Source organism: Devosia sp. Root105 (assembly GCF_001424865.1).
GTDB lineage: Bacteria > Pseudomonadota > Alphaproteobacteria > Rhizobiales > Devosiaceae > Devosia_A.
On record NZ_LMCR01000001.1, the window covers coordinates 971,125 to 982,989 of the forward strand.

Consider the following 11,865-nt stretch of genomic DNA (forward strand, 5'->3'; position numbering starts at 1 on the left):
CGGGCGGCTGTCGCAACTGCTGCGTTCAGCGGTTGGGAAAACCCTGCGTCTCCACCGTGTAGCCGGCCAGCGTCATCACCCGCATCAGCTCCTGATGGCCCACCTGGGCCATACGGAGCGGCGGGTTGGCCTTGGGATCCTGCTCGGCCTCGACCACGAACCAGCCTTCATAGCCATAGTCGGCGAGCTTCTGCACGATGGCAGCGAAATCCAGCGACCCATCGCCCGGCACGGTGAAGGCGCCGAGCGCCACCGCATCGAGGAAACTCTGTTTCGTCCGATCGAGGCCATCGACCACGGCGCGGCGGATATCCTTGACGTGCACATGGCTGATGCGGGCGTGGTGGTTATCGATGGCGCGCAGCACATCGCCACCGGCAAAGGCCAGATGCCCGGCATCGAGCAGCAGCGGGATGCCGGGGCCGGAATAGCGCATGAAGGCGTCGAGCTCCGGCTCGGTCTCGACCACGGCGGCCATATGGTGATGGTAGCTGAGCGGCATACCCTCCGCCGCGCACCACTCGCCGAACTGGGTGAGCTTGTTCGCATAGGCCTTCATCTCGTCGTCGCTCAGCTTCGGCTTGGTCGCCAGCGGCTTCGTCCGGTCGCCCTGGATCGAGCGGCCGACTTCGCCATAGACGATGCAGGGGGCGTCCACTGCCTTGAACAGCTCGATCATCGGCGCGATGCGCCGCTGGTTGGCCATGAGATCCTCATTGACCAGCGTGCCGGAGAACCAGCCGCCGCACAGCGTCACATCCGCCGCCTTGAGGATCGGCAGCATGATGTCGGGATCGTCAGGGAAGCGGCGGCCCTTTTCCATGCCGGTGAAGCCGGCCGAGCGCGATTGCCTGAGGCACTCCTCCAGCGACACATCATCGCTCAGCTCCGGCAGATCGTCGTTCCACCACGCAATGGGGGACATGCCCAGTTTGGCTTTCAGCATTCCAATCCTCTGTCTCAGTCGTCACCCTCCCCCTTGCGGGGAGGGTAGCGTAGCTTGGCGAAGCCTTAGCGAAGCTTGGGTGGGGGGTGCCAAGCGCTCCGAGCGTGGTTCGCCCCCCACCCCACTTGCGCTATGGCTCGGCTTGGCCTCGCCAAGCTTCAGTACCCTCCCCGCAAAGGGGGAGGGAGACTAAAGCCGCTGACCCTTCAGCGCTTCCTCATAATCCTTGCGTGCCGCGTTCACCTGCGGACGTACCGAAACTTCCGGCACCGCCACGTCCCACCAGTGGCCGCCGGCCTCGGTGGAGATCAGCGGGTCGGTGTCGATCACCAGCACGGTGGTGCGCTCGACCTTGTCGGCCTCGGCGAGGGCACTTTCGAGCTCGGCAATCGAGGCGGCTTTGCGCACCCAGGCGCCCATCGACGCGGCGTGCGCGGCGAAGTCGATATCGGGCAGCGTCTCGTGGAAAGTGTCCTTCAACAGGTTGTTGAAGTTGGCGCCGCCGGTCGCCATCTGCAGCCGGTTGATGCAGCCGAAGCCGCGGTTGTCGAGCACCACGATGGTCAGCTTTTTGCCCAGCATCACCGAGGTGGCGATCTCGGAGTTCATCATCATGTAGCTGCCATCGCCGAGCATAACGATGACATCGTCATGCGGCTTGGCGAGCTTCACGCCCAGCCCGCCGGCGATCTCGTAACCCATGGTCGAGTAGCCATATTCCATGTGGTAGCTGCCCGGGGCGCCGGCCGGCCAGAGCTTATGCAGCTCGCCCGGCAGTCCGCCCGAAGCGCAGACCAGCGTCGCGCCCGAACCGCGGGCCCGGTGCACCGCGCCGATCACCTGGGCGTCCGAGGGCAGCGCATTGGTCGGGTCGGTCACCGCCTTGGCCGAAACCAGCCATTTGGCCTTGGCCGCTTTGGCGGTTGCCTGCCACGCGTCGCTCGCGTGCCAGGGCCCTAGTTTACCATCGAGCAGGTCGAGCCCGACTTTGGCGTCGGCGATGAGCGGCATGGCGCGATGCTTATAGGCGTCGAACACCTGGGTGTTCAGCCCGATGATCCTGACATTGTCGGCCTTGAACAGCGCCCACGATCCGGTGGTGAAATCCTGCAGGCGCGAGCCCACCGCCAGCACCAGGTCGGCCTGCTCGGCCAGCAGGTTCGAGGCCGACGACCCCGTTACTCCGACCGATCCCATGTTCAGCGGATGGTCGTGCGGCAGGCTGGATTTGCCGGCATTGGTCTCCATGACCGGCACGCCGTGACGCTCGGCAAAGGCGCGCAGCACTTCCGCTGCCTCGGAGTACAGCACGCCGCCGCCGGCGATGATCACCGGCTTTTCCGCTGTCCTGATCGCAGCCACCGCCGCTTCCAGCTCGTTGACGTCCGGCATCGGCCGGCGCGGCGTCCACACCCGTTCGGCGAAGAACGCTTCGGGATAGTCGTAGGCCTCGGCCTGCACGTCCTGGCAGAGGCTGAGGGTCACCGGGCCGCATTCGGCCGGGTCGGTCAGCACCTGCATGGCGCGGTTCAGTGCCGGGATAATCTGCTCAGGACGTGTGATGCGGTCGAAATAGCGGCTGACCGGGCGGAACACATCATTGGCGCTCACCGTGCCGTCGCCAAAACTCTCCACCTGCTGCAGCACCGGATCGGGGGCGCGGTTGGCGAACACGTCACCGGGCAGCAACAGCACCGGCAGCCGGTTGACATGCGCCAGCGCGGCGGCGGTCACCATATTGGTGGCGCCCGGCCCGATCGAGGAAGTGGCGGCCATGAAGCGGCGGCGGAAGCTCGCCTTGGCGAAGGCAATTGCCGCATGCGCCATGCCCTGCTCGTTATGGGCGCGATAGGTCGGTAGTTCCTCGCGTACCTGGTACAGCGCTTCGCCGAAGCCGGCGACATTGCCATGCCCGAAGATCGCGAACACGCCGCCGAAGATCGGCACCTTGTTGCCGTCGATAATGGTCATCTGCCGCGTCATGAACCGCGCCAGCGCCTGCGCCATGGTGAGGCGGATGGTCTTGTTGGTCATGGTGTCTCTCCCACTTCAGTGCGTGGGGGTGGGCACACGCTCCGGTGCACGATCACTCCCCCCAGATCCCCACCAGCGCCGAAAACCGCGCCGCCATGTCGGCGATCGCCTGGTCATCGGTCATGGTGCCAGCAAACCACGCCTTGGCGGCTTCGCCAAATATGGTGCGGCCGACGGCGAAGCCGCGCACTGTGCGGGCGGAGCGCGCAATGGCAAAGCCGCGCGCCAACTCGTCCTGCGGGGCATCGAGGCCGAGCAGCACGACGCCGCGGCAGAGCGGGTCGTTGGCCTCGATCGCCGTATCGACCGCTTCCCAGGCTGCGGCGCTCGGCTGCGATTCGAGCTTCCACCAGTCGGGCTTCAGCCCGGCGGCATAGAGCTGGCCCACCGCCCGGGCGGTGGTGGTGTCGTCCACCGGCCCGACCTTGGAGGGAATGATCTCGATCAGGATGTCGCGGCCGACCTTGCGGCAGGCATCATGCGCGGCGCGCAGCTTTTCGAGCTGGCCGGCATTGATCCCCGAGGGGTCATCGGGGTGCCAGAAGCACAGCACCTTGAGCGCATGATCCACCGGCCAGTCGACCAGCCGGCTGCCGATATCCTGTGAAAACTCGAACTCGAGCGGGATCGAGCCGGGCAGCTCCACCGGCCGGGCGATCCAGAAGCTCTTGGGCACTTCGAACAGCGCGTCGCGGCCCCATTTGTCATCGAGCAGCATGCCGAAACCAGGCCGGCCATTGGCCACCTGAGCCGCGGCTTTCACTGCCAGCACCTTGAAGGCGGGGATGCGGTCGGTCCTGGCGCCGGCGATATCCTCGATCTGCTTCCGATGATCGATGGCGAAGGCGGTGAGGCGCGGCCAGTGCTGCCGGCGCGTCGTCGCCCAGTGTAGGTGGTTGAGGGTCTCGTCCCTGCGCAGCGCTTTGAACTTGCTGCCGTGCTTCAAAAAGTAATCGAGCTCGGTCCAGCTCGGATATTCAGGCGCACAGAGCAGTCGGGAGACGGCGAAGGCGCCGCAGGCATTGGCCCAGGTGGCGGAGGTCTGGTGGCTTTCGCCTTTCAGCCAGCCGCGCAGGAACCCGCTCATGAAGGCGTCGCCGGCGCCCAGCACATTGTAGATCTCGATCGGAAAACCCTGGCCGACGATGCCCTGTTCGAGGTCGTCGCCGATCGGGCCGTCATAGACGATGCAGCCCTTGGCGCCGCGCTTCAGCACCACGGTGGCGTCGCTCACGGCGCGGATCGCCTTCAGCGCCTCGAGCAGGTCGCTCTCGCCGGCCGCCACCAGCACCTCTTCCTCGGTGCCGACGATCAGGTCGCAATCGGCCAGCACCGGGCGCATCTTGGCCGAGACATAGTCGGATTTCACATAGCGCTCGAAGCCGGCGGCATGGCCGGCGAGGCCCCAGAGGTTGGGACGATAGTCGATATCGAACACCACCTTGCGGCCGGCGGCCTTGGCGATGCGGATGGCCTTGAGCTGCGCAGCCTCGGCATTGGGGGTGGAGAAATGCGTGCCGGTGACGACGATGGCGCTGGCGGAGCGGATGAAATCTGCGTCGATATCGGCTTCGTCGAGCGCCATGTCGGCGCAATCGGTCCGAACGAAGATCATCGGCGAGACGCCTTCGGCCTCGACGGCGAGCAGCACCAGGGCGGTCAATCGCTTGTCGTCGGTGGCGATGCCTGAGGTGTCGACGCCTTCGCGACCGAGCTGTTCCTTGATGAAGCCGCCCATCTGCTCGGCGCCGACGCGGGTGATCAGTGCCGATTTCAGGCCGAGCCGGGCGGTGCCGACAGCGATATTGGCGGGGCAGCCGCCGACCGATTTGGCGAACGAGCCGATATCCTCGAGCCGGCTGCCGATCTGCTGGCCGTAGAGGTCCACCGACGAGCGCCCGATGGTGATGACATCGAGCTTGGCCTCCGGCATGATCTCCCCCGCATGGTCTGACTGGACAGCTTTCAGCGGCCGTTGTATCCCTCGCGCGAATGAAACGTCAATTCCGAAGTTGCTCTTTTCGGAATGAACGTTCCATGTTTGATCCATTTGAACCGGCGCTCCAGGAGCGTGCAGCAAGGAGGCAATCCCGTGGTCAGGTTTGGCATTCTGGGGGCGGGGCGCATCGGCAAGGTGCACGCGGGGACCATCGCCAACTCCAGCCGGGCTGATGTCGCCTATGTGGCGGACGCGATTCCCGATGCTGCTGCAGCGCTGGCCGCGAGCGTCGGGGCGCAGGTTGCCTCGATCGACCAGATCCTCGCATCCGACGTCGAAGCCATCCTCATTGCCACGCCCACCGACACGCATGCCGACCTGATCGAGCAGGCGGCGCGGGCCGGCAAGGCGATCCTCTGCGAGAAACCGGTGTCGCTGTCGGTGGAGCGCATCGAAGCCTGCCTGCCGGTGGTGAAAGCGGCCGGCGTGCCGCTGATGATCGGCTTCAACCGCCGGTTCGATCCGAACTTTGCCGCCGTGCAGCAGCGGATCAAGGGCGGCGAGATCGGCGACGTCGAGATCGTCACCATCATCTCGCGCGATCCGGCGCCGCCGCCGGTCAGTTACATCGAGCGCTCCGGCGGGCTCTACCGCGACATGATGATCCACGATTTCGACATGGCGCGGTTCCTCGTCGGCGAGGATTTCGTCTCGGTGCACGCGCTGGGCAGCGCCCTGGTCGACAAGGCGATCGGCGTTGCCGGCGACGTCGACACCGCGGCGGTGCAGATGCAGACTGCGTCGGGCAAGATCGCGGTGATCACCAATTCGCGCCGCGCCGCTTACGGCTACGACCAGCGCGTCGAGGTGCATGGGTCGAAGGGCATGCTGCGGGCCGGCAACGTCCACATGACGACGCTCGAGCGGGCCGATGGCGCCGGCTTCACCCAGGACGTGATCCAGAACTTCTTCATCGACCGCTATGTCGCGGCCTACGCCGCCGAGGTGAACAGCTTCATCGACGCGATGGCCAGGGGCACGACGCCGACGCCGTCGGGGCATGATGGGCTCATGGCACAAAAACTTGCGGAAGCCGCGACGAAGAGTTCTCAGACGGGCCAAGCGGTTAGGGTCGGCTAGCGTTCGGGCCTGGCTGTTTGTGGCCAGAAGATGAGCCGAAGGGCCGAAGAATCGGCACATTCGCGAACGATAGGGGGTCTGTGGGCGCTTCCAGACAGCCAGACGAGCATACCCGATGGGGGAACATCGGGTATACCGTTCACGGGCTGCGCAAGGGGAGCATAGAATTATGCTGAGTATTCGCGCACGTCTCAGTGCGCCAAGTGCCATGGCCGCGTGCCTGGTGACGCTCATGCTCGCTTCGGGCTGCAGTGCCGGGGGCGTCGTTACGGTGCGCGAAATGATCGGCGACGCCAGCTATTGGCCGCCCGCCTGCAACGCCGATCCATGTGTTCTCACCGGCAATGGCGGTATCACCGATGTGTGGGACCGGCATGTCGACACGAACCTGGCGCGTGGCCGTCGGTTCGTGGTCAAAGGGCTCTGCGCCAGTGCCTGCGAGATCGCGGCGCGACGCGCACACGCCAAGCTGCTTCCCGGCGCCAAGCTCATCGTCCACCAGCCGCGGCCGGCGGTGATCCTGTAGCGCTCGGCGCCGGCATGATGGGGCTTGGCTTACGCCCCCCAAATCCCTAGTGTCCGGGCGCTTTCCTTACAGAATTTGAGTCCCGACATGACCGAGAATGCCTCCGCCCCATTTTCCGGCAAGATTGCCGTTGTCACCGGGGCCGCGCAAGGGATCGGCGAGGCGACGGCGCGGCTGCTGGCCCAGCGTGGCGCGGCCGGCGTGGTACTCGTCGACCGGCAGGCCGACAAGGGCGAGGCGGTTGCGAGGTCGCTGAACGATGCCGGCACCAAGGCGATCTTCGTTGCGGCGGATCTGGCCGATCCGGCAGCGGTGGCTGAGGTCATTCCCGCCGCCGACAAGGCGTTCGGGCGGGTGGATATTCTCGCCAATATCGCCGGCCTCACCGATCGCGGCACCATCCTCGATACCGATATCGCGCTCTACGACCGGATGTTCGCCATCAATGTACGGGCGCCGTTCTTCCTGATGCAGGACGCCATCAAGGTGATGCAGCGCGAAAAGATCGAGGGAACGATCGTCAACATCCTCTCGGTCAACGCCTATATCGGCTCGCCCAACCTCGCCGCTTACAGTGCCTCTAAAGGCGCGCTGATGACGTTGACCAAGAACACCGCCAATGCGGTGAACCTGATGCGCATCCGGGTCAACGGCATCATCCTCGGCTGGGCCGATACGCCGGGCGAGCACGTGACGCTCAAGACCTTCCACGATGCGGCCGACGACTGGCTGGTGAAGGCAGAGGCGTCGCGGCCGTTTGGCAAGCTGATCAAGCCGGAAGACGTGGCCCGCCTCATCGCCTTCCTCGGCGGCGCGGAATCGGCGCCGATGACCGGCTCGTGCGTCGAGTTCGAACAGACCGTGGTCGGCGCCGGCGGCGGCGGGCTCGCGACGGGGTATCCGGTGAAGAAGAACTGAGGCCGGCCGCAGGCTCGGTCGCCAGACGGCCATGTGAGGCACGGAGCTCCCGCAGCCACCAGATGTCATCCCAGCGAAAGCTGGGACCCATCTATCCTCTGGCACGGGCTGCGAGTTGGGTCCCAGCTTTCGCTGGGATGACAGCCGGTGAGGAGGAGAGGTGGTGCCCTCCCAGACCTCCTGCTTCCAGCAAGGGGGGAGATGGCCGAGAGGCCGGCGTTACTTCTCACCCCGCCGGCTGGCCACCGCGACGGTCAAGGTCATCGCCAGCGCCATGGTCGCCGCCATCGAGCGGAAGCCCTCGAAATCCGCTTCGACGATCTCCAGCCAGGCGTCGGCGATCGGGGCGATCGGTGAGAAGATCGAGTCGGTGATCGACACCACCTTGGCGTGACGCGCCTTCGCCGCATGGGCGAGGTTCACCGTCTCGCTGGCATAGGGGGTGAAGCTGATGGCGAGCACCGCATCGCGGGGCGAGATGAAGCCGATCTGTTCGGCGCCCAGCCCGGCAATGCCATCGACCAGCAGGTTGCGGATCCCTAGCTTGCCCATGGCATAGGCCATGTAGCTGGTGATCGGGAACGAGCGGCGGAGACCGACGAGGTAGATCGTCTCGGCCTTGGCGAGGATCTCGACCGCCGCATCGAGGGTTTCGGGGTCGAGCTTGAGGCGGAGGTCGGCAACCGAGCGCTCGGCCGCGTCGGCAAAGCCCTGCAGCAACAGGCCGCTCTTCGATGAGCCGCCATGCTCCCGCAGCTGCTTCAGCCGCTCCTCGTAACTCGGCACGCGATCGCGCAGGCGGGCCCGGAACACTTCCTGCAGGTCGGAAAAGCCTTGATAGCCAAGGGCCTGGCTGAAGCGCACCAGGGTCGAGGGTTGCACGCCGGAGCGCTGCGCGACGCTGGCCGCGGTGCCGAAGGCGATGTCGTCGGGGTTGTCGAGAGCGAAGCTCGCCACCTGGGTCAGCCGGCGTGGCAAGGTGGGCGCGCGGGCAGCGATCAGCGCGCGCAGCGCGGGAAAATCCCGCGGCACGGCATCGTCCAGCTTGATATCCCCGTCGTCCATTCCGGCCTCATAGCGGGTGCCGTCGCAAAGTCCAACAAAAGCACGGCCAAAGTCCATGAACTTCTGCCGGCGCCAGCAGGGTTTTCCAACGTTCCTGGTTTGAACACTGCCGAATTTGGAACACGCCGTGCTTGACGATCCACCGTAGAATGGAATAAACATTCCATCAACAGGGAATGCAGCACTAGACGTTCCATTCAACGAGAACGGGCTGCAGCTAAGGTCGGGGAGGACCGAAGCACATGGCGGCCATGCTGCTCGAAGCCAAGGGCATATCGAAGTATTTCGGCGCCATCACGGCGCTGCGCGACGTGAACTTTCACGTGGCGCCAGGTGAGGTGCTTGGCGTGGTCGGCGACAATGGCGCCGGCAAATCCACGCTGATGAAGATCCTCTCTGGCCTGTTCACCCCATCGGAGGGTGAGCTGGTGTTCAACGGCGCGCCGGTGAAGTTCTCCAGCCCCAAGGACGCCCAGAAGCTCGGCATCGAGATGGTCTACCAGGACTTCGCGCTCGCCGGGAACATGCCGATCTACGAGAACATTTATCTCGGCCGGGAGCCCGGCACCAAGTTCGGGCCGCTGACCATCGTCGACCACAAGCGGTCGCGGCAGATGGCGACCGATCACCTCGACCGGCTGCACATTCACGTCAAATCGGTGGAGCAGAACACCGAGGATCTCTCGGGCGGGCAGCGGCAGGCCGTCGCCATTGCCCGCGCCACTGCGTTCGACGCCAAGCTGGTGATCATGGACGAACCGACCGCAGCGCTCGCCATCAAGGAAGTGGGCAAGGTGCTCGACCTGGTGCGCTCGCTCAAGGAGCACGGGGTGGCGGTGATCATCATCTCGCACCGCATGGACGATATCTTTTACTGCTGCGACCGGGTGATGGCGCTCTACCAGGGCACCAATTTCGCCGAGGCGGAGCTGACGCAGACCTCGCGCAACGAGGTCATCGGCTGGATCATGGGCACCAAGGGTCACACCGCGACCCTCGCCCATGACAACATGCATTGAGGGGGATCATGCTTCACACGTCCCCCACCCACGGTGTCATTCCCGCGAAAGCGGGAACCTCCGTTTGCGATCTTGCCACGGGCACCAAAACAGAGGTCCCCGCTTTCGCGGGGATGACCCAGCGGACAGCTGGTCGTTCAGTGGGAGCGGCGTCATGAGCGACACTCCCGCCACCAAAGCCGGCTTCTCGCTGCGCGGCCCCGGCATGTCGAAATTTCTCGAGGTCTACGGCATCATCCTCGTCGTCGTGGTGATGATGCTGGTGCTCGCCGTCATCAAGCCAGAGGTGTTCCTCTCGGCACAGAACCTCACCAATATCCTGAAACAGAATGCCTCTTTGGCGCTCCTGGCGCTCGGCATGTATGTGGTGATCGTCACCGCCGGCATCGATCTGAGCGTCGGCTCGATCATGGGTCTCTCGATGGTCTGCCTGGCGGTTGCCTCGAAGGCCGGGGTGCCGTGGCCGATCGTCCTGTTGATCGGGCCCGCCATCGGGCTGCTCGTCGGCTGGGTGAACGGTGTCGGCCTCACCGTGCTGAAGCTGCCGCACCCGTTCATCATGACGCTGGGCACGCTGAACGTGGCGCGCGGCCTCACTTACCTGATCTCCAATGGCGCGCCGATTTCGGGCCTGCAGCCGGAGGTGCGCTTTATCGGGCAGGCCTATTTCGGCTTCGGCATGGCGCCGCCGGCGGGCATTCCGGCCAGCATGCTCCTCGTGGCGGTCTGCGCGATTGGGCTGTGGTTCTTCCTCGAGAAGACCAATATGGGCCGGCACATCTTCGCCATCGGCGGCAATCCGCACGCGGCGCGGGTCTCGGGCATCAATGTCGATCGCACCCTGGTGGTGGTCTACATGATCTCGGGCTTCATGGCCGGGCTGTCGGGCCTGCTGCTCGCCGGGCGCACCGATAGCGGCTTCCCCAATGCCGGCATCGGTATCGAGCTCGATGCGATCGCGGCAGTGATCATCGGCGGCGCCTCGTTTTTCGGCGGGCGCGGCACGGTGCTCGGGGTGCTGGCGGGCGTCTTGATCATGGGCATCCTGCGCAATGGGCTCAACATCAACAATGTCTCGGCGTTCTGGCAGCAGATCCTGATCGGTCTGGTGATCATCATCGCCGTCTATATCGACGTGCTACGGCGGCGCGCTGCCGTCCGTCGCTAGGAGGAACTTGGCGCCGGCCGTGTCTCCCGGCCGGCGTCCAAAGGGAACGGGGACATCAATGGTTCAGGGAGGACCAAACCCATGAAAAAACTGCTGCTTACGGGTGTTGCGCTGAGTGCGCTGCTCGCCATGGCCGGTTCGGCCAATGCCGCCTACGTCTTGGGCATGAAGGGCCCGGGCGCCGGCAATCCGTTCTGGGCGGCGGTGGAAGCCGGCGCCAAGGCCAAAGCCGCCGAGCTGGGTGTCGAAGTGATCGTCGTGGCGCCGCCGGCCGAGTCCGATGTGCAGGCGCAGATCACCCAGATCGAAGACCTGATCGCCCAGAAGGTGGACGGCATCGCATTGGCGCCGACCGATCCGAACGCGCTCGCTCCGGTGGTGGATGCGGCCAAGGCCGCCGGCATCCCGGTGGTGTTCGTCGATACCCGCGGCACCAATGAGGGCGTTACCTTCATCGGCACCAACAACGAAGTGGGCGCCGCTCTTGCCGCCGATTTCATGTGCAAGAACCTGCCTGCCGGCTCGGACGTGGCGATCCTCCAGGGCCTCGTCAGCCAGTCGACCGGCCAGGCGCGCGCCGAGGGCTCGAAGAAGGGCCTCGAGGCTTGCGGCCTCAAAGTGGTGGCTGAGCAGACCGCGGAGTGGGACCGCGCCAAGGGCCTGTCGGTGACCGAGAACATCCTCGCCGGCAACCCCAACATCAAGGGCATCTTCGGCTCGAACGACAACATGGCGCTGGGCGCCGTGGAAGCACTGAAGGCGGCGGCCAAGCTCGCCGATGTGATGGTGGTCGGCTTCGACGCCAACCCGGACGCTGCGGCCTCGATCCTTGCCGGCGAGATGACCGCCTCGGTGGCCCAGGCCCCCGGCAATATGGGCGGCTTCGGCATCCAGGCGCTGGTCGACCTCAAGGCCGGCAAGACACTCGAGCCGTGGATCGACACCGGCACGGTGCTGGTCACCAAGGACAATGCCGCGGACTACAAGTAAGCTCTCCTCCAGAGCGCCTGGCGCCCGGGGTCCGCAAGGGCTTCGGGCGTTTTTCTTGGGGGTGGGCAGGGTGTCTGTGGCCCACCCCCACCCTAGCTTCGCCTAGCTGCTCTACCCTCC

Annotated in this window: 10 protein-coding genes; 6 read left to right on the plus strand and 4 right to left on the minus strand. The window is 65.4% G+C overall.

What is annotated here, in order from left to right:
- Positions 1-25 precede the first annotated feature (25 nt).
- The 3 genes from iolE to iolC all read right to left on the minus strand — a co-directional run bounded on the left by iolE (position 26) and on the right by iolC (position 4,913).
- Positions 26-943, minus strand: coding sequence for a myo-inosose-2 dehydratase (gene iolE, locus ASC68_RS04615; protein WP_055876031.1), 918 nt, complete (start codon positions 941-943; stop codon positions 26-28).
- A gap of 192 nt (positions 944-1,135) precedes the next feature.
- Positions 1,136-2,980 carry a 3D-(3,5/4)-trihydroxycyclohexane-1,2-dione acylhydrolase (decyclizing) gene (gene iolD, locus ASC68_RS04620; protein ID WP_055875379.1) on the minus strand — a complete coding sequence of 615 codons (1,845 nt, stop codon included), beginning with the start codon at positions 2,978-2,980 and terminating at the stop codon, positions 1,136-1,138.
- A 52-nt stretch (positions 2,981-3,032) separates the two neighbouring features.
- Positions 3,033-4,913 carry a 5-dehydro-2-deoxygluconokinase gene (gene iolC, locus ASC68_RS04625; RefSeq protein ID WP_055875382.1) on the minus strand — a complete coding sequence of 627 codons (1,881 nt, stop codon included), beginning with the start codon at positions 4,911-4,913 and terminating at the stop codon, positions 3,033-3,035.
- Between the two features lie 159 nt (positions 4,914-5,072).
- On the opposite strand from iolC, the gene iolG reads away from it, so the two are divergent.
- The 3 genes from iolG (at position 5,073) to ASC68_RS04640 (ending at position 7,503) form a co-directional block, all read left to right on the plus strand.
- Positions 5,073-6,059 carry an inositol 2-dehydrogenase gene (gene iolG / locus ASC68_RS04630; protein ID WP_055875385.1) on the plus strand — a complete coding sequence of 329 codons (987 nt, stop codon included), beginning with the start codon at positions 5,073-5,075 and terminating at the stop codon, positions 6,057-6,059.
- A 169-nt stretch (positions 6,060-6,228) separates the two neighbouring features.
- Positions 6,229-6,585, plus strand: a complete 357-nt coding sequence (locus ASC68_RS04635; protein ID WP_156387233.1) for a hypothetical protein — start codon at positions 6,229-6,231, stop codon at positions 6,583-6,585.
- A gap of 87 nt (positions 6,586-6,672) precedes the next feature.
- Positions 6,673-7,503 (plus strand): SDR family oxidoreductase, encoded by an 831-nt coding sequence (locus ASC68_RS04640; RefSeq protein ID WP_055875389.1) that lies wholly within the window; start codon positions 6,673-6,675, stop codon positions 7,501-7,503.
- 219 nt (positions 7,504-7,722) lie between these two features.
- On the opposite strand, the gene ASC68_RS04645 is transcribed toward ASC68_RS04640, so the two are convergent.
- Positions 7,723-8,568: a MurR/RpiR family transcriptional regulator gene (locus ASC68_RS04645; protein ID WP_156387234.1), complete on the minus strand. Its 846-nt coding sequence runs from the start codon at positions 8,566-8,568 to the stop codon at positions 7,723-7,725.
- A 242-nt stretch (positions 8,569-8,810) separates the two neighbouring features.
- Here ASC68_RS04645 and ASC68_RS04650 point away from each other — a divergent pair, with 242 nt between their 5' ends.
- The 3 genes from ASC68_RS04650 to ASC68_RS04660 all read left to right on the plus strand — a co-directional run bounded on the left by ASC68_RS04650 (position 8,811) and on the right by ASC68_RS04660 (position 11,745).
- Positions 8,811-9,587 (plus strand): ATP-binding cassette domain-containing protein, encoded by a 777-nt coding sequence (locus tag ASC68_RS04650; protein WP_055875392.1) that lies wholly within the window; start codon positions 8,811-8,813, stop codon positions 9,585-9,587.
- Between the two features lie 154 nt (positions 9,588-9,741).
- Positions 9,742-10,755, plus strand: coding sequence for an ABC transporter permease (locus ASC68_RS04655; RefSeq protein ID WP_055875395.1), 1,014 nt, complete (start codon positions 9,742-9,744; stop codon positions 10,753-10,755).
- 81 nt (positions 10,756-10,836) lie between these two features.
- Positions 10,837-11,745 carry a sugar ABC transporter substrate-binding protein gene (locus tag ASC68_RS04660; RefSeq protein ID WP_055875398.1) on the plus strand — a complete coding sequence of 303 codons (909 nt, stop codon included), beginning with the start codon at positions 10,837-10,839 and terminating at the stop codon, positions 11,743-11,745.
- Positions 11,746-11,865 lie beyond the last annotated feature (120 nt).